The sequence below is a fragment of the Kribbella sp. NPDC004875 genome (assembly GCF_042873375.1).
Lineage (GTDB): Bacteria > Actinomycetota > Actinomycetes > Propionibacteriales > Kribbellaceae > Kribbella.
Map to the genome: position 1 here is coordinate 1 of NZ_JBIALI010000005.1, position 21,768 is coordinate 21,768.

Annotated in this window: 20 protein-coding genes; 14 read left to right on the forward strand and 6 right to left on the reverse strand. The window is 69.9% G+C overall.

Translation table 11 applies throughout. From position 1 onward, the window contains the following. Positions 1-174 precede the first annotated feature (174 nt). On the forward strand, positions 175-1,050 hold the full coding sequence (locus tag ACFYRH_RS26425; protein WP_387780696.1) for a hypothetical protein: 876 nt from the start codon (positions 175-177) through the stop codon (positions 1,048-1,050). On the opposite strand, the gene ACFYRH_RS26430 is transcribed toward ACFYRH_RS26425, so the two are convergent. After that, a complete protein-coding gene (locus tag ACFYRH_RS26430) occupies positions 1,039-1,992 on the reverse strand; it encodes an NAD-dependent epimerase/dehydratase family protein (RefSeq protein WP_387780699.1) in 954 nt (317 codons plus the stop codon). The two genes, ACFYRH_RS26425 and ACFYRH_RS26430, sit on opposite strands and share 12 nt — an antisense overlap. A gap of 157 nt (positions 1,993-2,149) precedes the next feature. Between ACFYRH_RS26430 and ACFYRH_RS26435 the strand changes: the two genes are divergently transcribed. From ACFYRH_RS26435 to ACFYRH_RS26450, 4 genes are all read left to right on the forward strand, one after another. After that, positions 2,150-3,679 carry an LCP family protein gene (locus ACFYRH_RS26435; protein WP_387780702.1) on the forward strand — a complete coding sequence of 510 codons (1,530 nt, stop codon included), beginning with the start codon at positions 2,150-2,152 and terminating at the stop codon, positions 3,677-3,679. Positions 3,680-3,874: 195 nt separating this feature from the next. After that, the gene (locus ACFYRH_RS26440) at positions 3,875-4,252 is read left to right on the forward strand and encodes a YciI family protein (protein ID WP_387780705.1); all 378 of its coding nucleotides are present in this window, start codon (positions 3,875-3,877) and stop codon (positions 4,250-4,252) included. A 37-nt stretch (positions 4,253-4,289) separates the two neighbouring features. Then, entirely contained in the window at positions 4,290-5,099 is an 810-nt protein-coding gene (locus tag ACFYRH_RS26445) for an alpha/beta fold hydrolase (protein WP_387780708.1), read from the forward strand. Positions 5,100-5,312: 213 nt separating this feature from the next. Then, positions 5,313-5,939, forward strand: a complete 627-nt coding sequence (locus ACFYRH_RS26450) for a superoxide dismutase (protein WP_387780711.1) — start codon at positions 5,313-5,315, stop codon at positions 5,937-5,939. Between the two features lie 94 nt (positions 5,940-6,033). Here ACFYRH_RS26450 and ACFYRH_RS26455 read toward each other — a convergent pair whose 3' ends face one another. Beyond that, positions 6,034-6,816: an alpha/beta fold hydrolase gene (locus tag ACFYRH_RS26455; RefSeq protein ID WP_387780714.1), complete on the reverse strand. Its 783-nt coding sequence runs from the start codon at positions 6,814-6,816 to the stop codon at positions 6,034-6,036. A gap of 144 nt (positions 6,817-6,960) precedes the next feature. Between ACFYRH_RS26455 and ACFYRH_RS26460 the strand changes: the two genes are divergently transcribed. Next, positions 6,961-7,407: a phage holin family protein gene (locus ACFYRH_RS26460; protein ID WP_387780717.1), complete on the forward strand. Its 447-nt coding sequence runs from the start codon at positions 6,961-6,963 to the stop codon at positions 7,405-7,407. Then, positions 7,404-7,754, forward strand: a complete 351-nt coding sequence (locus ACFYRH_RS26465) for a DUF3618 domain-containing protein (protein WP_387780720.1) — start codon at positions 7,404-7,406, stop codon at positions 7,752-7,754. Before ACFYRH_RS26460 ends, ACFYRH_RS26465 begins: the two co-directional genes overlap by 4 nt. 4 nt (positions 7,755-7,758) lie before the next feature. On the opposite strand, the gene ACFYRH_RS26470 is transcribed toward ACFYRH_RS26465, so the two are convergent. Next, positions 7,759-9,015, reverse strand: a complete 1,257-nt coding sequence (locus tag ACFYRH_RS26470; protein ID WP_387780723.1) for an RNA polymerase sigma factor — start codon at positions 9,013-9,015, stop codon at positions 7,759-7,761. A 245-nt stretch (positions 9,016-9,260) separates the two neighbouring features. Then, the gene (locus ACFYRH_RS26475; RefSeq protein WP_387780726.1) at positions 9,261-10,160 is read right to left on the reverse strand and encodes a TIGR03564 family F420-dependent LLM class oxidoreductase; all 900 of its coding nucleotides are present in this window, start codon (positions 10,158-10,160) and stop codon (positions 9,261-9,263) included. A gap of 88 nt (positions 10,161-10,248) precedes the next feature. Between ACFYRH_RS26475 and ACFYRH_RS26480 the strand changes: the two genes are divergently transcribed. From ACFYRH_RS26480 to ACFYRH_RS26510, 7 genes are all read left to right on the forward strand, one after another. Next, complete coding sequence (locus tag ACFYRH_RS26480) at positions 10,249-10,782, forward strand: TetR/AcrR family transcriptional regulator (protein ID WP_387780729.1); 534 nt, start codon at positions 10,249-10,251, stop codon at positions 10,780-10,782. Between the two features lie 53 nt (positions 10,783-10,835). Then, positions 10,836-13,823, forward strand: coding sequence for a glycine--tRNA ligase (locus ACFYRH_RS26485; protein ID WP_387782529.1), 2,988 nt, complete (start codon positions 10,836-10,838; stop codon positions 13,821-13,823). Then, on the forward strand, positions 13,820-14,935 hold the full coding sequence (locus ACFYRH_RS26490; RefSeq protein ID WP_387780732.1) for a pyridoxal-phosphate dependent enzyme: 1,116 nt from the start codon (positions 13,820-13,822) through the stop codon (positions 14,933-14,935). The genes ACFYRH_RS26485 and ACFYRH_RS26490 overlap by 4 nt, the downstream gene beginning before the upstream one ends. A gap of 10 nt (positions 14,936-14,945) precedes the next feature. Next, positions 14,946-15,854: a ribonuclease Z gene (locus ACFYRH_RS26495; RefSeq protein ID WP_387780735.1), complete on the forward strand. Its 909-nt coding sequence runs from the start codon at positions 14,946-14,948 to the stop codon at positions 15,852-15,854. A 113-nt stretch (positions 15,855-15,967) separates the two neighbouring features. Then, positions 15,968-17,089, forward strand: coding sequence for an EfeM/EfeO family lipoprotein (locus tag ACFYRH_RS26500; RefSeq protein ID WP_387780737.1), 1,122 nt, complete (start codon positions 15,968-15,970; stop codon positions 17,087-17,089). Beyond that, complete coding sequence (efeB, locus tag ACFYRH_RS26505; RefSeq protein WP_387780740.1) at positions 17,089-18,291, forward strand: iron uptake transporter deferrochelatase/peroxidase subunit; 1,203 nt, start codon at positions 17,089-17,091, stop codon at positions 18,289-18,291. Before ACFYRH_RS26500 ends, efeB begins: the two co-directional genes overlap by 1 nt. 20 nt (positions 18,292-18,311) lie before the next feature. Next, positions 18,312-19,949: a phospholipase C gene (locus ACFYRH_RS26510; protein ID WP_387780743.1), complete on the forward strand. Its 1,638-nt coding sequence runs from the start codon at positions 18,312-18,314 to the stop codon at positions 19,947-19,949. Here ACFYRH_RS26510 and ACFYRH_RS26515 read toward each other — a convergent pair. Continuing rightward, positions 19,946-20,764, reverse strand: a complete 819-nt coding sequence (locus tag ACFYRH_RS26515) for an alpha/beta fold hydrolase (RefSeq protein ID WP_387780746.1) — start codon at positions 20,762-20,764, stop codon at positions 19,946-19,948. The two genes, ACFYRH_RS26510 and ACFYRH_RS26515, sit on opposite strands and share 4 nt — an antisense overlap. Before the next feature lie 16 nt (positions 20,765-20,780). Continuing rightward, positions 20,781-21,725, reverse strand: coding sequence for a helix-turn-helix transcriptional regulator (locus tag ACFYRH_RS26520; protein ID WP_387780749.1), 945 nt, complete (start codon positions 21,723-21,725; stop codon positions 20,781-20,783). Positions 21,726-21,768: the final 43 nt, after the last annotated feature.

Here is a 21,768-nt window from a genome sequence, read left to right on the forward strand (position 1 = left end):
TACTGCGCGGCACTCGGCACGGCACCTCGCTGCACGTGAGCAAAGGCCACGATGCTCCGCATCGAGACCTTCGCTCCCGCGCACCGAGCCACCGCGCCGAGCACCTGCTCGCTACGGCGCGGGAACATCAGACACCCCTTACGCTGAGTGCTGACGTCTTCTCCGGAGGTGGCGATGGAGCCTGTGTTCGCGCCGGGTGTGCCTGTGGGCGTACGGCGGTTGTACGAGCACCGGCCGGAGTTGTTCGTGGCGGCCGGCGCGCGGCGGCCGAAGCGGGAGACGTCGTGGTCGGTGGCGCCCGGGAACACGTTCGGGACGTTGCTGGTCTGGCTCGCGGTCTGTGTCGGCGGGTGGATCCTGGCGCTGATCGTGATGGCGGCGACGCTGCCGACCGCGGTCGCCGCGTGGGCCGCGGTGGCGCTGGCCGGGGTCGCGGTACTCGCGACCGGCGGTGTCCTGGTCAAGTCGATGGTCGAGGACCGCGGGCACAAGGCGGTCCGGCTGCAGCACGGGAAGTACCTGCTGCCGGAGGACTTCGACGAGGAAGCCGCGCGGCTGCTCGGCCGCGCCCAGCGCGCGGTCAAAACGGTGCTTGAGGCAACAGTTACCCGGCGCGGCCTGCTCGACGAGATGAAGAACGAACTCGTGCTGCCCGAGCAACTCTGGGACATCGCCCAGGTACTGCGCGAACAGACCGTACTGCGGGCCCGCCAGAAGGACATCGCCCGCGGCATGTCGACAGCCGAACTGGACGCCGTCCTCGGCCCGCAGCGTCGCGCCCTGACGCTCTCGGCCGATGCGATCAAGCGCAAGGTCGACCTGCTCGGCAAGTACGCCGACCGGGTCCGTGCCGCCGACGCCGCGCTCCGGGCCGAGGCCGCCCTCGAGGACGGCGATCGCTACATCGAGCTGCTCGCCCGTACCGAACCGGTCGGCGACACGTCGGTCGTCCAAGGTTTCAGTGACGAGGCGAGCGCGCTCAAGGACACCCTCACGCGGTCGATCAACGCGGCCCGTGACGCCGGCCGGACCCTCGCGCTACCGGAGTAGCCCGGCCAGTAGCCCGGCCTCCTGCTCTGCCGTCAGCCCGATCTCGAGCGTGGGCGCGCCGCGGTCCTGGTCCCACCGGAGTACGTCGGCCACGGTCTGCCGCAGCGGCGTGACCGGCATACCGGCCGCGCGGGCCTTGGCCGGGTTGCGCTGCCGCTCACCCCACTCGGACACCGGGTCGACGAGCGGGAACCGCGGCGGTACGGCGTCGAACGGGACCGGGACGATCTCGACGGCGCTGCCCGACAGCTCGGCGGACACCTGGATGAGGTCGCTGATCGTGGAGTCCGGACCGACCGCGTTGAACGCACCCGCCCGCGCATCGGTGACGAGCTGCAGGACCAGACGCCCCACGTCGCGACTGTCGATGAGTTGGAGCGGCTGCTCGGGACTCGTGGGCAGTGCGACGCGGCCACCGCGCGCGCCACGGCGGATCCAGTAGAGCGCCGTACCCGATGAGTCTCCGGGGCCGGTCACCCGGCCGGGGCGGACGATGGTTGCGCGGTCGCCGTACCGCTCGACGACATCGTCCTCGCAGGCGACCTTGCAGGGGCCGTACGTGTCGTTCGTCAGTACGTCGGCATCGCGCAGCGGCTCCCGTCGCGGCGCGGTCTCGTCGGTCCCGGCCGGCAGATCGCGGACGTACACCGCGTGGCTCGAGACGAACACGTACCGTCCGACGCGGTCACCGAGCACATCCATCGCCTGGTCGACGTCCCGGGTCCGGAAACCGCTCAGGTCGACGACCGCGTCCCACTCGCCGGTCCGCAGCGCCGAGTAGTCGCCCGCCTCCCGGTCGCCGATCAACTGTGTCACTCCGGCGGGAAGCGGCGTACCGCTCTTCCCGCGACTGAACGAGGCGACCTCGGCCCCGTGCGCCAGCGCGTCGTCCACGATCGCGCGCCCGACAAATCCGTTTCCACCCAGCACCAGAATTCGCACAACCGACCAACCTAGCCCCCGTGCGCGACCGCCGCGACCCGATTAACCGGCCTGCCGTTCGACAACCGATCGAGCCTGTAACACGTCTGAAGAGGTAAGGAGCGGGAGTTTGACGCACACTTGAAGCCGGGGGACAGACGGGGTGACAGGGGAACGCATGGCGAGTCGTGCGCGCGCGGAGGCCGAGCGGCCACGCTCGGTGCCGAAGGTGCTGGGGCTGACGCTGCTCGGCGCACTGCTCCCTGGCACCGGACTGATCGCCGGCGGGCGCCGGCGGATCGGTACGTTCGTGCTCCTGGTCTTCCTCGCACTGGTCGGCCTGGTCGTGTACGTCGGGCTGACCCGTCGTGACGAGGTGATCGCGGCGGCCGTCGTACCGAGCCGGCTGCTGATCACCTCGGTGCTGATCGGGGTCGTCGCGGTGCTCTGGATCGTGGTGATCGTGGCCTCCCACAGGTCGTTGCGTCCGGCAACGGGTGGCGTCGGCGGACGGGTGCTCGGCGCGGTGTTCGTCGGGGTGCTGTGCTTCGCGGTCGCGGCGCCGTCGGCGGTCGGCGTGCAGACCGTGCTGGCGCAGCGGACGCTCGTGCAGGACGTGTTCCAGGCACAGGAGCAGAGCAAGAGCGCGACCAGGCCCTCGACGGTCAACGTGAAGGATCCGTGGGAGGGCAAACCGCGGCTGAACCTGCTACTGCTCGGTGGCGACGACGCTCCGAGCCGCGAGGGTGTGCGGACCGACACCGTGATCGTGGCGAGCATCGACACCAAGACCGGGAACACCGCGCTGATCTCGTTGCCGCGGAACCTGACGTTCATGCCGTTCCCGAAGGACTCGCCGCTGTACAAGTTCTACCCGAACGGGTTCGGCAAGGAAGGGCTCACCCTCGACGGGCGGCTGGAGTGGATGCTGACGGCGATGTACCAGAACATCCCGGACGCGCACCCCGGCATCCTCGGGCCGTCGGACAACGAGGGGGCGGACGTGCTGAAGCAGTCGGTCGGTGAGGCCACCGGCCTGAAGCTGGACTACTACCTGCAGGTCAACCTGCAGAGCTTCCCGGAGATCGTCGACGCGCTCGGCGGGATCACGGTGAACGTCAACGAGCGGGTCGCGATGGGTGGCATCAGCAGCGCGCACATCCCGCCGAAGGAATGGATCGAGCCCGGACCGAGCCAGCACCTGGACGGCCGGCACGCGCTCTGGTTCGCCCGCGGGCGGTACGGCGCCGACGACGACCAGCGGCAGATCCGGCAGCGGTGCGTGATCAAGGCCATCGTCGACGCGGCCGATCCGCAGACGCTGGTGACGAAGTACAAGGCGATCGCGAAGGCCGGTCAGCACCTGCTGCGGACCGACATCCCGCAGGAGCTGCTGCCGGCCATGGTCGAGCTGGCCCTGAAGGTGAAGTCGGCGACGGTCTCGAACGTGACCCTGGACCCGGAGAAGCTGCGCCTCAAGTACCTGCACCCCGACTACCAGGCGCTGCGCGACACCGTCGAGAAGGCCCTGGAGTCCGACCCGGTCCCGGCCACCACGCCACCGACCACCTCGGTCACGCCGACCACCCCCGCCACCACCCGCAAGCCGGCCACGCCGACGACCACGACCACCACCCCACCCCCGGGCCCCACCCAGAACCTCGCCGACGCCTGCGCCTACAACCCCTCCGGCGACCAGCCGAACTAGTCCACTGGCGAGTTGTTTCACCGCTGACGCGCTACAACGCGCCAGCGGGCACATAAGCCGCCAGCGAGCGGCTCACTCGACGCGAAGCGCTTGGACGAACTGAGTCGCGAACTGGTCTGAGGTTGCGTGTCGATTTGAGGGCGGGCTGCTCGACGTGGGAGTAAGTGATCGACCGAAACCACGAGGAGCAGTCGCATGCGCTACATGATCATCAACAAGGCCGACGCGGAGAGCGAGGCCGGGGGGTTCCCGGCGCCGGAGGTAGGCGAGGCGGTCGGCAAGGTCGTCGAGGACCTGTCGAAGGCCGGCGTACTGCTGTTCGCGGAGGGTGTGCACCGCAGCGCGCTCGGCGCGCGGGTCAAGGTCGAGGACGGGCGGCGTACCGTCACCGACGGGCCGTTCGCGGAGACCAAGGAGCTGATCGGTGGCATGCTCGTCGTCGAGGTCCGCAACCGTGACGAGGCGATCGAGTGGGCCGCGCGCCTGGCCGAGGCCCTCGGCTCCGAGGTCGAGGTCCGCCGGGTCGTCGAGGAGGCCGACTTCGAGCCGGGCTCCGACGTTTACCCGAACTGAGCTGTCCATTCGCGCCCCTTCCGTTCGTGGAAGGGGCATGAACAGCACATTGGTGGTTCCCGAGGCAGAGTTGTACTACGAAGTGCGCGGTACCGGACCGTTGGTGCTCCTGGTCGGCGCACCCATGGACGCGGACGCGTTCGCGCCGCTGGCCGATCTACTGGCGCCGGACTACACCGTCCTGACGCTCGACCCGCGCGGGGTGAAACGGAGCACGCTGAACCCCGGCGGTACGTCGCGCCCCGAGCAGCGGGCCGACGACCTGGCCCGCTTGATCCGGCACCTCGACGCGGGGCCGGCCGTCGTACTGGGGTCGAGTGGTGGGGCGGTCAGCGCGCTGGCGCTCGCGCAGTACCACCCGGAGCTGGTCCGGTCGGTGATCGCGCACGAGCCGCCGCTGAACCGGCTGGTCCCGGACGCGGACGACCTGATGGCGAAATCCGAGAAGCTGATGGCCGACTACCTGGCCGGTGACGTCACCGGCGCCTGGAAGCAGTTCTTCGCGGTCGCGAACATCCAGCTGCCGGACGACGTCGTCGAGATGATGTTCGGCGGCGAGCGCGACCCGCAGCAGGTGGCCGCGGAGCAGTTCTGGTTCGCGCACGAGATGCGCGAGACGATCACCTGGCTCCCGGACCTCGACCGGCTGCGCGAGGCCGACGTCGTGGTCGGGATCGGCGAGGAGTCCAGCGGCCAGCTCTGCGACCGTACGTCGACCGCGCTCGCCGACCGGCTCGGTGTCGAGCCGACCCGTTTCCCGGGCGGTCACACCGGGTTCGCGGACGCGCCGGAGGTGTTCGCGGAGGCGCTGCGGGCCGAGCTGAAGGTCCTGCACCAGTCCAGGTGAGACTCCTGCGTGGGTCCTCGGGCGGAGTATGTGAAGCTGGTGGTGTCCGGTCCGTGCGCGGGGGTGTGATCGCGGTCGAACCGGGCACTGGTCGGAGGTGCCGCGTCGCCCGCGTGGCGTCTTGACCTCAACCGTGGTTGAAGTTTCAAGCTGGTGCCGCTGAAACAGGACATCGGAGATATCGGCCCCGAGGGCCCCGACGAAGGAGCAGAGTTGACCACGTACACGCTTCCCGACCTCCCCTACGACTACGGTGCACTGGCGCCGAGCATCGCCGGCGAGATCATGGAGCTGCACCACGACAAGCACCACGCGACCTACGTGAAGGGTCTGAACGACACCCTGGACAAGCTGGCCGAGGCCCGCGACAAGGGTGACTTCGGCGCGATCGTCGGGCTGGAGAAGACGCTCGCCTTCAACCTCGGCGGGCACGTCAACCACTCGATCTTCTGGAAGAACCTGTCTCCGGACGGCGGCGACAAGCCGGACGGCGAACTGGGCGCGGCGATCGACGAGTTCTTCGGCTCGTTCGACGCCTTCCAGGCCAACTTCACCGCGAGCGCGACCACCATCCAGGGCTCCGGCTGGGCGATCCTCGGCTGGGACGCGCTGGGCGGCAAGCTGCTGATCCACCAGCTGTACGACCAGCAGGGCAACCTGCCGGCCGGGCAGATCCCGATCGCCATGCTGGACATGTGGGAGCACGCGTTCTACCTGCAGTACAAGAACGTGAAGCCCGACTACGTCAAGGCGTGGTGGAACGTCGTGAACTGGGCCGACGCCCAGGCCCGCTTCGACGCGGCCCGCTCCGGCGCCGGCAAGCTGATCACCGGCGCCTGATCGTCCTGGACCTCCAGGCCATCGCAAGTCGCCGCGCCCGCCCGTCCTCCGCCTCGGCGGGGACGGGCGGGCGCGCTTGTGACGGCCTGGCGGTTCACCGGCAGAACTCCGCGATCACCGGGGCGATCGCGGCCGCCTTGATCATGTGGTTCTGACCCGGCACCTCGGTGTGCCCGGCCCCGGGGACCGCCGCGGCGAGCGCCCGAGTCGACGTCTTCATCCACGCCGGGCTCTTCCCGCCGCTCACCACCAGCACCGGCTGGTCGATGCCCGCCCACTGCGCGGCGTCCATCGGCTCACCGAAACAGTTGCCGCCGAGCACCTGGGCGTCGTACGGCAGGGTGTGCGCGATCGCCCTCATCTGCTTCCAGCCCGGCATCAGCTTCATCATCGTCACGAAGATTCCGGGCAGTCCGATGCCCTTCGTGAAGAAGTACTTGATCGCGTCGTCCGCCGCGAGGCGCTGCAGGTCGCCGACCCAGCTGCGCGGGATCTGCTTGCGGCTGTCGTCGACGACGTACGGCGGCTCGAACGCCACCAGTTTGTCGATCGCCAGCCCGGCTGCCGCGGCCCGCAGTGCCAGCGCCGCGCCGGACGACGAGCCGTAGACGTGCGCCGATCCGCCGGCCGCCTCGATCACCGCGGCCAGGTCCTCGATCTCGCGGTCGACCGCGTACTCGGCTGTGTCGCCGGAGTCGCCGCGGCCCCGCCGGTCGTAGTTGTGGACGGTGAACCGGTCCGCGAGCGTCTCGGCGAGATCGGGCATCGGTCCCTGGGCGCGGCTGCAGAGTGCGCCGTCGACCAGGACCAGCGCCGGCCCGGTCCCACGCCGGTCGTACGCGATCGTCGTACCGTCCTTGGATTCCACCGTGTGCATGTCGTTCCTCCTGGGTGAGTGAGTCTTCACCCGTGCGTCGAGGACTCGCAGGCCCGATCGACCATCTGTGACTCAGATCACAGAACGACGTGTGACGCTGGGTGAGGTGGGTACCGGACCGGCAGCTGAGCACGGGAGGCGGTCATGACGACACGTCCAGAAGTGGTCCGGTACGAGGCCGGGCCGAATGGTCACCGCGAAGGCGTCGGTGCGCTGGTCAGCGATGTGACCAGCGACCTCAGCCGGCTGGTCCGCGACGAGGTGGAGCTGGCCAAGGCCGAGCTGAAGGTGAAAGGAAAGGAAGCCGGTGTCGGGGCCGGGCTGTTCGGCGGGGCCGGTGCGGTCGCGCTGTACGGGCTCGGTGTCCTGATCGCGGCCGCGATCCTCGGGCTCGCGACCGCACTGCCGGCGTGGTTGTCGGCGTTGATCGTCGCGGCGGTGCTGTTCCTCATCGCGGCCGTCGCGGCACTGCTCGGCAAACGGCACGTGTCGCGTGCCAATCCGCCCGTTCCGCAGCGTGCCGTCAGCGGCGTGCACGAGGACCTCGAAGCACTCAAGGGACACCAGCCGGAAGGGAACAGCACACGATGAGCACGACTTCGACCAACTCCAGGAACGCCTCGCACCGCGAGCCGATGTCCGAGGCCGAGACGGTCCGGATCGATCTCGAGCACACCAGGCAGCACCTCGCCGACACCGTCCAGGAACTCAGCCGCAGGCTGAACGTGCCGCAGCGCGTGAAGGACACCGCGGGCAGCGCGGGGCAGCGCGTCTCGGGTGCCGCCGGGCAGGCGGGGCAGAAGATGAAGGACGTCCCCGGCGCGATGAAGGAGCTGCCGGCGATGGGCAGGCGGCACCCGAAGGCCGCCGCGGCCATCGGTGGCGCCGCGGTCGCCGTCGGGGTCGGCGCCGCGTGGATGGCCCGCCGGCACCACTAGCCCTTCAGCAGGCCGCCGCGCGTTCCAGGAGAAGTTTCCGCTCGCGTTCGTTGCGGGTCAGCGCGGCGGCCTTCTCGAACTCGGCGCGCGCCTCGTCGAGCCGGCCGAGCTTGAACAGCAGGTCCCCGCGCACGCTCGGCAGCAGGTGATAGTCCTTCAGCGACGGGTCGTCCGCGAGCAGGTCCACCGCCTGGAGCCCGCGCTCGGGCCCGAACGCCATCGAGATCGCGACCGCCTGGTTCAGCTCCACGACCGGTGACGGCGTGACCTGCGCGAGAACGGCGTACAGGCCGGCGATCCGGGCCCAGTCAGTGTCCTCGGGGTCGGCGGCGCGGGCGTGGCAGGCGGCGATCGCGGCCTGCAGGAGGTACGGGCCGGGCGGCTTCTCCAGCGCCCAGGCGCGGTCGATGCCTTCGAGGCCGCGGCGGATCAGCAGCCGGTCCCAGCGGCGACGGTCCTGTTCGAGCAGCAGCACCGGTTCGCCGTCCGGGCCGGTGCGCGCGTTCGCCCGGGACGACTGCAGCTCCATCAGCGCCAGCAGGCCGAGTACTTCGGGTTCGGTCGGCATCAGTTCCGTGAGGAGCCGGCCGAGCCGCATCGCCTCGTTGCACAGTGCCGGCCGCATCCAGTCGTCGCCCGCGGTCGCGGAATACCCCTCGTTGTAGATCAGGTAGACGACCTCGAGGACCGACGACAACCGGTCGAGCAGGTCCGGCCCGGCGGGGACCTCGAACTCGACGCCCGCCTTGGCGAGGTTCTTCTTGGCGCGCACGACCCGCTGGGCGATCGTCGTCTCCGGGGCGAGGAACGCGCGGGCGATCTCGTCGGTCTTCAGGCCACCGAGCAGCTTCAGCGTCAGCGTCACCCGGGCGTCCATGGTGAGTACCGGGTGGCAGGCGGTGAACACCAGCCGGAGCAGGTCGTCCTCGATGTGGTCCTCGAGGATCGCCTCGACGTCATCCTCGACGCTGTCGCCGTCGATCTCGAGCTCGTGGCCCATCTCGGCGAGCTTGCGCTGGTATGTCTCCTTGCGCCGGATCAGGTCGATCGCGCGGCGCTTGGCGATCGCCATCAGCCAGGCGCCAGGATTGTTCGGTACGCCGGACTCCGGCCACTGCTCCAGCGCGGCCACCAGCGCGTCCTGCGCCAGCTCCTCCGCCAGCCCGACGTCCCGCACGATCCGCGCGACGCCCGCGATGATCCGCGCCGACTCGATCCTCCAGACCGCGTCGACCGCCCCGTGCGCATCCGTTATCGTCACCCGCCGATAGAACAACACAGCCCCGTCCGGCGGCAACTGTCGCGGCGGACCTGCAGCACTCATCAACCCCGGCGAACCCCGGCCGGCCCCGCTCAGCCGGGCGCGGACAGAGCTGAGCGAGGCACGTTGGTGAGTGCTGCAGGTCCGGGTCACTCGCCGGGGCGGGTATGTACACGCCCCGGAGCCGGAGCAGATGCGCGCCGATGGCACCCAGCAACTCGCGAAGCGGGATCAGCCGCTCGCCGTCAGGCGGTCACGGTAGACAGGAACTCGGTTGTGCGGGTTTGTTCGGTGGGGGTGCCGACCGGGGCGAGCATGGCATCGGTGACGCCAGTGTCGCGGATCCGGTCGAGTTGCTTCGTGATCGCGGTCTCGTCTCCCACGAGCAGTACGTCGGCCGGCCCGGCGGCTCCTTCGCGGTCGAACATCGCGCGGTACTCCGGAACGTGACCCGCCGGCGCGAACTCTTCCGCGAAGCGCGCCCGCACCGCGTCCTCGTCGGACGTGAGACACACGGCAAGGCCCGCCACGATCCGCGGACGGCGGCTCCCGGAGGCTCGGGTGATCGACGGGACGATGTGCTCGCCGAGTGTCCGGGGTCCGGTCATCCAGGTGACTGTGCCGTCAGCGAGCTCGCCCGCGACCTTGAGCATCGCCGGCCCGAGCGCCGCCACGAGCACCGACGGCGCCTCGACCCCAGGCAGCACGGCCGAGCCGACCGCCGTGAACGTCTCACCGTGATGATCGACCGACTCGCCCCGGAGCAGCGGCCGCAGGATCTCGAGGTACTCGCGAACTCGCCGCGCCGGCCGCTCGGTCGGCAGTCCGTACATCGCGCCGACCATGCGGGAGATCCCGGCGCCGATGCCGAGCGTCAGGCGGTTCCCGACCGCGCTCTGCACCGTCAGGGCCTGCCTCGCGAGGATCAACGGGTGCCGCTGCGGGAACGGCACCACGGCGGTCCCGAGCTCGATCCCGGGCGCCCCGGGTCCGACGGCCGCGAGCGTGGTGAGCGCGTCCCACCCGATGCCGTCGGAGATCCACGCGGTCCCGATACCCGCCCCGGCCGCCGCCCGTACCTGGCTCGCGATCTCCGGCAGCGGGAGCTGCCCGCGAACGTCCCCGAAGGCCATACCGATACGCATCTACTGTCTCCTCGAGTTAAGTGGGGTGACCCCCCGTTTATCTCCCGGTACGATATGGGGGACCACCCCACTTGAGCAAGGGACTGCGATGCGAGCTGATGCCCAGCGGAACCGTGACCGGCTGGTCGCGGTCGCGGCCGAGGTGGTCGCGGAGCAGGGTGCCGACGCGTCGCTCGAGGAGATCGCGCGCCGGGCCGGCGTCGGGTCCGCGACCCTGCACCGGCACTTCGGCGGCCGGGTCGCGCTCCTGGAGGCCGTTTTCCAGAGCGGGATCGACGCGGTGTGCGACCAGGCGGAGCAGCTCGCGGATCATCCGGAACCCCTGCGTGCGTTGACGATCTGGCTGCGCGGCATGGTCGCGCACAGCACCGCGAGCCGTGGTCTCGGCCCGGCCCTGAAACTGAGCGCGGAGCGTGGGTCGGACTGTCACCGGCGCATCCTGGCGGCCGGCGGACGGCTGGTCGAGCGTGCTCAGCGCGACGGCGCCGTACCGGCGGATGTCCGGATCGAGGACCTGTTGAAGCTCGTCAACGGCATCTCGCTGGCCAGCGGCGAGGATGCCGCGCAGGCCGACCGTCTGCTCACCCTCGCGCTCCGTGGCATCGCTCCGGCGCTCGCCTAATAGACTTCGCTCCGAACACCCCCGAAGATGGCTCGAGGTTTGCTGTGCTGACCATGCAGGACGCGCTGCTGGCGCTGACGAAGTACTGGACCGACCGGGGCTGCATGATCGTGCAGCCGTTCAACACCGAGGTCGGCGCCGGGACGCTGAACCCCGCGACCATCCTGCGGGTGCTCGGTCCCGAGCCGTGGCGGGTCGCGTACGTCGAGCCGAGTGTCCGGCCCGACGACAGCCGCTACGGCGAGAACCCGAACCGCCTGCAGACCCACACCCAGTTCCAAGTGGTGCTCAAGCCGGACCCGGGCAACCCGCAGGAGCTGTTCCTGGACAGCCTGAGCGCGCTCGGGATCGACATCGACGCGCACGACGTACGGTTCGTCGAGGACAACTGGGCGAACCCGGCGACCGGGTCCTGGGGCCTGGGCTGGGAGGTCTGGCTGGACGGCCTGGAGATCACCCAGTTCACCTACTTCCAGCAGGCCGGCGGCATGACGCTGGACCCGGTGTCGGTGGAGATCACCTACGGCATCGAGCGGATCATGATGGCGTTGCAGGGTGTCTCGCACTTCAAGGACATCGCCTACGCGCCGGGCATCTCGTACGGCGAGGCGTTCGGCCAGGCGGAGTACGAGATGAGCCGGTACTACCTCGACGACGCGGACGTGGAGTCGCAGAAGCGGCTGTTCGAGGAGTACGCGAACGAGGCCCGCCGGATGATCGACGACCGCCTCCCGGTGCCGGCGCACATCCAGGTACTGCGCTGCTCGCACACGTTCAACGTGCTGGACGCGCGTGGCGCCGTCAGTACGACGGAACGCGCGAAGGCCTTCGGCCGGATGCGGACGCTGGCGCGCGAGGTCTCGCGGCTGTGGGCGGAACGCCGCGAGGAGCTGGAGCACCCGCTGGGGATCGCGGAGCTCCCACCGGCCGCGGCTGTGCCGACCGAGTTCCCGGCGAGTACCGGGACCCGGCAGTTGACCTTCGAGATCGGCACCGAGGAGATGCCGCCGTCGGAGGTCACCAAGACCGCCGAGGCGGTGCGGGTGGCGCTGGAGGAGAAGCTGGCCGCGACCCGGCTCGGGCACGGCGCGATCACGACGTACGCGACGCCTCGCCGGGTGGTCGCCTTCGTCGCCTCGGTCCAGGCCGGTGAGCCGGATGCCGAGCGGGTGGTGCGCGGTCCGAAGAAGCAGGCCGCGTACGACGCCGACGGCAACGTCACCAAGGCCGCGGCCGGGTTCGCCCGCGGTCAGGGCGTCGGCACCGACGAGCTGCATGACCTGGACGTGGACGGCGTCGAGTACGTCGCGGTCACCAAGCCGGACCCGGGTCGCGGTGCGGCCGAGGTGCTGAGCGGCGTCCTGAGCGAGATCGTCGCCGGACTGCGCTCGGACAAGAACATGCGGTGGAACGACGCCAAGCTGTCCTTCACCCGCCCGATCCGCTGGCTGGTCGCGCTGCTCGGTGACGAGATCGTGCCGGTGTCGGTCTCGTCGCTGGCCGCCGGCCGGACGACGCGGGTGCACCGGACGGCCGCGCCGCCGAAGGTCGAGATCGCTTCCGCGGAGGGCTACCTGGACCTGCTCCGGATCCACGGCATCGAGGCCGACCCGGCGCGTCGGCGGGCCACGATCGTCGAGGCGGCCGAGACGTTGTCGGCCAAGGTACAGGGCACCGTCGACGTCGAGGGCGAGGCCGCGCTGGTCGACCAGATCGTCAACCTGGTCGAGGAACCGACGCCGGTCCTCGGTGGCTTCTCCGCCGACTACCTGGAGCTGCCGAGCGAGATCCTGACCACCGTGATGCGCAAGCACCAGCGGTACCTGCCGGTGCGCGACGGCGACGGCAAGCTGCTGCCGCACTTCGTTGCCGTGGCCAACGGTTCGGTCGACGAGGACCGGGTCCGGGCCGGGAACGAGGCGGTCCTGCGGGCCCGTTACGAGGACGCCGCGTTCTTCTGGCGCGCCGACCTCGAGACGCCGCTGGAGTCGATGAAGAGCGAGCTCGAGAAGCTGGCGTTCGAGGAGCGGCTCGGCTCGATGGCCGACCGCGCCCGGCGGATCGGCCGGATCGCGCTGGCCCTGGCCGGCGCGGTGGACCTCGACGGCGACGACCTGACCACGCTGCAGCGCGCGGCCGAGCTGGCGAAGTTCGACCTCGGCTCGCAGATGGTGGTCGAGCTGACCAGCCTGGCCGGCACGATGGCCCGCGAGTACGCGAAGCGCGCGGGGGAGACCGAGGCGGTCGCGCAGGCGCTGTTCGACATGGAGCTGCCGCGTTCGGCCGGTGACCCGGTCCCGTCGACGACTCCGGGTGCGCTGCTGGCGCTGGCGGATCGCTTCGACCTGCTGGCCGGCCTGTTCGGTATTGGCGCGAAGCCGACCGGTAGCTCGGACCCGTTCGCGCTGCGCCGCGCGGCCGCCGGTGTGGTCGCGATCCTCCGCGAGCACCCGGAGCTGCGGGCGATCACGCTGCCGGTCGGTCTCCGGGCCGCCGCCGCGGAGATCGGTGCCCAGGGCATCGACGTTCCGGCGGAGTCGCTCGACGAGGTCGCCGAGTTCACCGTCCGGCGGTACGAGCAGCAGCTCCTCGACCGGGGCGACGACCACCTCCAGGTGGCCGCGGTGTTGCCGCTGGCAACCGCTCCGGTGGTCGCGGACGAGACGCTGGAGACGCTGCAGGGCCTGGTCGGCAACAGCGACTTCGCCGACCTGGTCGCGGTTCTCCAGCGGGTACGCCGGATCGTTCCCGAGGGCACCGAGGCGGAGTACGACGCCGGCAAGCTCACCGAGCCGGCCGAGATCGTGCTGCACGAGGCGGTGCAGAAGATCGGTCCCGCGCCGACCGGGCTCGGCGACTTCGTCTCCACCGCGTCGGTGCTGGTCGAGCCGGTGAACGCGTTCTTCGACGAGATCCTGGTGATGGCGAAAGAGCCGGAGATCCGCGCCGCCCGGTTGGGGCTGCTGGCAACGATCAGCAAGCTGGCCGCGCCGGTGCTCGACTGGCAGGCGCTGGGCACCAGCCTCAACCCGTCGGAATGATCACCGCCGCAGAGGTTGCCGACAGGGCCGAGCGGATCGCGCCGGCCCTGCGGGACCACCTGCGTCTGACGCCGTTCGTCCGGTACGACGCGTTCAGTGCGGAGCTCGGCGCCGAGGTGCTCGTGAAATGCGAGCACCAGCAGCGCACGGGCTCGTTCAAGGCTCGTGGTGCGCTGGCGAAGATCCGCACGCTGACCGAGGCTGAGCGGGCGGCGGGCGTGATCACGGCGTCCACCGGCAACCACGGGCTGGGGGTCGGCAACGCGCTGGCCACGCTCGGCGGTCACGGCATCGTGTACCTGCCCGAGAATGCCGCGCCGGGCAAGGTCGCCGCGCTCCGTCGGCTCGGTCTCGAACTACGGGCCGAGGGCAACGACACCGGTGCTCTCGAGCTCAAGGCCCGGGCGTACGCCGCGGAGCACGGGCTCACGTACGTTCCGCCGTACAACGATCCTGACATCGTCGCCGGGCAGGGGACGCTCGCGGTGGAGATCATCGAGCAACTGGGCGACGCCTCGCTGGACGCCGTGGTGGTGTCGGTCGGTGGCGGCGGGCTGATCAGCGGGGTCGCGGCGGTGCTGAAGAAGCACCTGCCAGGCATCACGGTCTATGGTGCGCAGCCGGCGGTCGACGACGCGATGGCGGCGTCGGTACGGGCCGGCGCGATCGTCCAGGTCGACGCCGCGCAGACGTTGTCCGACGGTACGGCGGGCAGCGTCGAGCCGGGCAGCATCACTTTCGACCTGTGCCGTGCACTGGTCGACGACTGGGTGCTCGTCGAGGAGGACGCGATCCGGGACGCGCTGCGGATGGTGATCGACACCGAGCACCAGTTGATCGAGGGGAGCGCGGCGCTGGCGTTCGCGGCGGCGCGCGAACGGCGTACCGAGTTGGCCGGGAAGCGGGTCGCGGTGGTGTCCTGCGGCGGCAACATGTCGTCGTCCACGTTAGAGGTCGCGCTCGGAGGTGGAGCCTGCTACGCGCCGCCCCACGGCGCGCTGGGCGGCGTTGTCGTCGGTCATCAGGACTCCGTCCTGCCTCCCTCCTCCGCCTTGCCCAGCACACCGCGGGACGACGCTCGCGACGGCTCCACCTCCGAGCGCGACCTCTAGGTGGCGGCGCTTGCGTGAGCTCGTGGTGCTCGGGACCGGCAGTCAGGTGCCGTCCCGGGAACGCACGCAGAACGGGTACTTCCTGCGCTGGGACGACGAGGGGTTCCTGTTCGATCCGGGCGAGGGTACGCAGCGGCAGATGCTGTACGCCGGGGTCGCGGCCGGCGCGATCACGCGGCTGTGCGTGACCCACTTCCACGGCGACCACTGTCTCGGGTTGCCTGGAATCGTGCAGCGATTGTCGCTGGACGACGTACCGCACGCGGTCCGCGCGCACTACCCGGCGTCGGGGCAGACGTACTTCACGCGGCTGCGGTACGCCGCTTCGTTCTTCGAGCGGGCCGAGTTGCTCGAGGAGCCGGTGGAGGAGGACGGGCTGCTGTCGGTCGGCTCGTTCGGGCAGCTGTGGGCGCGCCGGCTGGAGCATTCGATCGACTCTTTCGGCTACCAGCTGATCGAGCCGGACGGTCGCCGGATGCTGCCGGACAAGCTCGCCGCGGCGGGCGTCACCGGGCCGGCCATCGGCCGGTTGCAGCGGGCGGGTTCGCTCGAGATCGATGGTCGCACCATCCATCTCGAGGACGTCAGTGAACCGCGCCCGGGGCAACGGTTCGCGTTCGTCATGGACACGCGGTTGTGCCCGAACGTCCTGCGGTTGGCCGAAGACGCCGATCTGCTCGTGATCGAGTCGACGTACCTCTCGTCCGAGACCGAGCTGGCGCGGCGTTTCGGTCATCTCACCGCCCGCCAGGCGGCGCGGGTCGCGGCCGAGTGCGGCGTACGGAAACTGGTCCTGACGCACTTCTCGCAGCGGTATCTGGAACCTGAGCGTTTCTTTGAAGAGGCTGCGGCGGAGTTCTCCGGCGAGGTCGTGGTGGCCTCGGATCTCAGCAGAATCTCAGTTCCAACCCGTCGCTAGCGAACAGTTCGTGACGAGCGCGCGAACACGCCGGAACCCGGGTCACGGCAGGGTGGACCGGGATTAGCATTGCCCGCAAATGTAAATCCGCCCGACCCCAGGAGCAACGTTCCGTGCGCCCTCCCCGCCCGCTGCCGGCCGCGATCGCAGTTGTCGCCGTCGGCGCCTTGGTGGCGGTGGCGTTGTGGCGGCCCTGGGAGGACTCGGCCGAGGCAGTCGGCGGTCCGCCCGAGATCAGCGTGTCCCGCAGCCAGTGCGGCCAGGGCTGGACCGACGCCAGGACCGGTCGGCAGACGCTGATGCTGCACAACACCGGCGATGCCTCGGCCGAGGTGGACCTGGTCGAGGTCACCAGCAACAAGGTGTTCGGCGAGGTCGAAGGCCTCGGACCGAACACGGCAGCGCCGATGGACGTGCAACTCGGCGCCGGTCAGTACGCGATCCGCTGCCTGATCGAGGACACCGACCCGATCACCGGTCCGAGTGTCACGCTGACGGGTGACGCGAAGGGCGGCCCGGCCGCGGTGGCGGTCACCAAGAACGACATGCTGCCGCTGGTCAAGCAGTACGAGGCAGCGGTCGCGACCGGTGTGGCCCAGCTGGCAGCCAAGACGGACAAGCTCCGTGGCGATGTCGACGCGGGCAACCTGGTTGCCGCCCGGTCCGACTGGCTGTCCGCCCACCTGGCGTACAACTCGCTCGGCGCTGCGTACGGCGCGTTCGGCGACTTCGCCGACAAGATCGACGGCGCCGACGCCGGCTTCCACCCGCTGGAGAAGGGCCTCTGGCACAACGCGACAGCCGCTGCGCTGAAGCCGATCGCCACCAAGCTCGCCGCCGACGTCCACGGTCTGCAGGCCGACCTGCCCAACCAGCAGGTCGATCCGAACGACCTCGGCCTGCGCGCTCACGAGATCATGGAGAACGCCCTGCAGTTCGAACTCACCGGCGAGAACGACCAAGGCAGCGGTACGTCGCTGAACACCGCGCTGGCGAACTTGAACGGCACGGCGAACGTGCTGGCCATCCTGAAACCGGTGCTCGAGCCGCGGTACCCCGCACTGCCTGAGGTGCAGAAGTGGGAGGACCGGACACGAGCGCTGCTGACCGCGCACCAGAGCACGCCGGTCGCCCAACTGGACCGGGGCACGCGGGAGCAACTCAACGGCGCGGTGGGTGAGCTCCTGGAGAAGCTCGCCCCGGTCGCTGCGATCTGCGAAGTGCGGAGGGGCTGATGAGCGACGTCGGTCGTCGATCCTTCCTGCGTGGCGCGCTGGCCGGGGCTGGTGCGGCCGCGGTCACGGCCGTGGCGGTCACCGAGACGCCTGCTTCGGCGACCACCTCGGGGCCGGTGCCGTTCCACGGCGATCACCAGGCCGGCATCACGACCGCCCAGCAGAAGCAGGCGATCTTCGCGTCGTTCGACGTGATCGCCGCGAACAAGGGCGAGCTCGCCGAGCTGTTCAAGACGCTGACCGAGCGGGCCCGGCTACTGACCGCGGGCGGTGCGCTGCCGCCGCTGGGGATCACGGCACCGCCGGCGGATTCCGGCGTACTCGGTCCGGACATGCCGGGGGACGACCTGACGGTCACCATTGGCGTCGGGGCCTCGCTGTTCGACACGCGGTACGGGCTGACGGACCGCAAGCCGGCGAGGTTGACCGCGATGAAGGAGTTCCCGAACGACAGCCTGGACGAGAGCCTGTGTCACGGGGACCTGAGCCTGCAGTTGTGCGCGTCGGAGACCGACGTCGTACTGCACGCGCTGCGGGACATCGCTCGGCACACGCGGGGCGCGATGCAACTGCGCTGGCGGGTCGACGGCTTCCAGAGCCCGCCGCGGCCGTCCGGTACGCAGCGCAACCTGATGGGCTTCAAGGACGGCATCGTGCAGCCGGCGCAGTCCGACCACGACAAGCTCGTGTGGGTGCGCAACGGCAACGGTGAGCCGGCCTGGACGGCGGGTGGCAGCTACCAGGTGCTGCGGCAGATCCGGATGCTGGTCGAGTTCTGGGACCGGGTGCCGGTCGGCGAGCAGGAGAACATGTTCGGCCGCCGCCGCGACTCGGGCGCTCCGCTGGACGGCAACCGCGAGACCGACACGCCGGACTACGCGGCCGACCCCACCGGTACGGCGATCCCGCTGACCAGCCACATCCGCCGGGCGAACCCGCGGACCGCGGAGACCGCGGCCAGCCAGTTCCTGCGCCGCGGCTACAACTACGACAAGGGCACCGACGCGGTCGGTGACCTGGACATGGGGCTGCTGTTCTGCTGCTACCAGCAGGACATCGCCCGGCAGTTCGAAGCCGTCCAGACCCGGCTGGCCGACGAGCCGCTCGTCGACTACATCCGGCCCGTCGGCGGCGGTTATTTCTTCGTGCTTCCCGGTGTTCGGGACGGCAACGACCATTTCGGGAGGTCGTTGCTCGGATGAGTTACTCAGGAGGAGAAGGCATGCGCGCAAGACTCCGGGTCGCGGCCACCGCCGCCGCGGCCACGACAGGCTTGTTGCTTGCCGCCGGCTGTGCCGGCGACACTCACCAGCTGACCAATACCGCCGCGACCTTCCAGCCCCCGGCCAACGCCGAGGCAGCGAACTGGAGCCGGCCGGTGCAGACCGCGACACCGATCAAGCACGTGGTGGTGATCTTCGGCGAGAACATCTCGTTCGACCACTACTTCGGCACGTACCCCAACGCGACCAACGAGAACGGCACCCCGTTCACGGCGGCGCCGCACACGCCGAAGGTCAACGGCCTCTCGCAGCAACTGCTGACCAACAACCCCAACGCCTACAACCCGAAGCGGCTGGCGCCGTCGCAGGCGCTGACCTGCGACCAGAACCACGGCTACAGCGCGGAGCAGAAGGCCGTCAACGGTGGCAAGGACGACAAGTTCGTCGAGAACACCGAGACCGACAAGTGCACCGGCCAGCCGGTTCTGTTCGGTGAGCCGGGCCTGGTGATGGACTACTTCGACGGCAACACCGTCACCGCGATGTGGAACTACGCCCAGCACTACGCGCTGAGCGACAACTCGTTCGACACCGTGTACGGGCCGTCCTCGCCGGGCGCGGTGAACCTGATCTCCGGGCAGACCCACGGCGTCCAGGCGATCGACCCGAAGACCGGCCAACCGACCACGGACGCGTACGCCGTCCAGTCGCCGGACGCGAACGGGATCGGCACCATGACCAACGACCCCGACCCGTACTACGACGACTGCTCGAACAACAACGGCAAGTCCTCGAACAACCTGGCCGTGATGCACGGCCAGAACATCGGCGACCTGCTCAACGCACAGCACGTCACCTGGGGCTGGTTCCAGGGCGGCTTCAAGCCGACCTCGTCGGCGAACGGCAAGGCGGTCTGCGGCTCGACGCACACCAACGTCGGCGGCAACACGGCGACCGACTACAGCCCGCACCACGAGCCGTTCATGTACTACAAGTCGACCGCGAACCCGAAGCACCTGCCGCCGTCGTCGGTGGCCGCGATCGGTCGCACCGACCAGGCCAACCACCAGTACGACACGTCGGACTTCGACGCGGCCCTGGCCGCGAACAACCTGCCGGCGGTCAGCTTCCTGAAGGCCGGTCAGTACCAGGACGGCCACGCCGGGTACTCCGACCCGCTGGACGAGCAGGCGTTCATCGTCAAGGAGATCAACCAGCTGCAGAAGTCCAAGGAATGGGCGTCGACCGCGGTCGTGCTCGCGTACGACGACTCCGACGGCTGGTACGACCACGTCACGCCGCCGAGCGTGAACGGCTCCAAGGACGCCGCGCTCGACCAGGCCGCGCTGTGCGGCAAGAAGCCGGTCGCCGGTGGGTACGCCGACCGCTGCGGCTACGGTCCGCGGCTGCCGCTGCTCGTGGTCTCGCCGTACGCGAAGACGAATCACGTCGACCACGCGGTGACCGACCAGACCTCGGTCCTGAAGTTCATCGAGGACAACTGGCGGACCGGCCAGATCGGTGACCACTCGTTCGACGAGCGGGCCGGCAGCCTGAACAGCATGTTCAGCTTCCGCGCGCACCCGAACACCCGGCCGCTCATCCTGGACCCGAAGACGGGCGCCGTCACTCGCTAACCGCGGACGCCCTGATCGGCGAGAAAATCGTCGATCAGGGCGTTCACCTCTTGCGGGGACTCCAACGCCGCGAGATGCGCCGACTGCTCGAGTACGACGAACCGCGCGCCCGGGATGCAGTCGGCCATCTCCTCGGTCTCCGCGACCGGGAAGGTCGTGTCCTCGGCGCCCGCGACCACTAGCACGGGCGTGCTGATCCGGCCTAGGAGCTCGCGTTGGTCTGGCCGGTTCGGGACCACGCTGGTCACGGCGTGCATCCCCGAACGAACGTCGACCTTCCGCGCCAGCTCGTTGACCGTGGCAACGACTTCGGGCTTCTCACGTTTCGCGGTCGGACCGAGGAAGGCGTCGCGCACCGGTCCGGCCAGCGGCCCGCGGATTCCTTTGAGTAGCTGCGCCGAGCGGGTGAGTACGCCGTACTCGAAGCGTTGCCGCCGGCCCGCGGGGGAGGCTGTGGCGTTCATCAGGACCGCGATGCCGATCCGCCCGGGATGCAGCGCCGCGAAGGTGCCGCCGATCATGCCGCCCCAGCTGTTGCCGATCAGGTGGACCCGGTCGATGCCGAGATCGTCGAGGATCTCGACGATCACCTGCGCGCACTGCTCGAACGTGAACGGCTCGGTCAAGGGTTCGCTGCCGCCGTGTCCGGGTGGATCGACGAGGAGCACCTGGAAGCGGTCCGCGAAGTGCGCGGCCTGGGCCGACCAGAGGGTGCCGTCCATCAACAGGCTCGGCCAGAACAGCATCGCGGGCCCTGACCCGCTGATGCGCAACCGGATCCGGCCCAGCACGGTCTCGACGTACCGATCCTGCATGTCCGAACGGTACCGGTCAGTGTGCCGGGATCGCGGCTGCCAGGCGCGTCGTGAGTTCGCGGATGCAGTCGATCAGCTCCGGCGGTGACTGGACCTCGAACGGGAGGCCGAGGATCCCGAGGTACAGGGCGATCTGCTCGAGCGAGTTCGCGCCGGTCTCGACGAGGGTCGTCGTCTCGTCGACCGGCGTCACGGACGCGACATGCGGGCCGTAGCGATCGGCGACCTGTTCGGCCGGCGCGTGGACGAGGACGCGGGCCTGATAGCGGTACGCCCCGGACGCGACGCCGCGGGTCGTGGTCTGCAGATCGGGGACCTCGCGTGGGGTGAAGCGCGGGCCGGTCGGGATGCGCGGCTCGACGCGGTCGAGGCGGAACGTGCGCCAGTCGGCGCGGTCGAGGTCCCACGCGACCAGGTACCAGCGGCGGCCGGTGTGCACGAGTCGATGCGGCTCTGTCGTCCGAGTGGTCGCCGTACCGTCGTGGTTGCGGTAGTCGAAGCGCAGCCGGTGCCGGTCGCGACAGGCAGCCGCAACAGCGAGCAGTACGTCGGGTTGGACCGACGGCCCGCCCGCCGGTGTGACCGCGATCTGCTGGAGCAGTTCGATCCGGTGCCGCAGGCGGGAGGGCAGGACCTGCTCGAGTTTGGTGAGTGCGCGGACCGACGACTCCTCGGTCCCGGCCACGGTGCCGGTGGCGGCGGCGCGCAGGCCGACCGCGACGGCGACGGCTTCCTCGTCGTCGAGCAGCAGCGGTGGGAGGGCGGCCCCGGAGCCGAGGCGGTAGCCGGAGATCCCGGGTGCGGCGTCGACCGGGTAGCCGAGGTTGCGGAGCTTGTCGACGTCCCGCCGTACCGTGCGGACGCCGACGCCGAGCTCGCCGGCCAGGGCAGCGCCGCTCCACTCCTTGGGTTGCTGCAGGAGCGAGAGCAGTTTGAGCAGGCGTGCGGAGGTTTCCAGCATGCTGTTCAGTGTGCCACTTGGTTAGGACTGAAGCTGTCCTAAC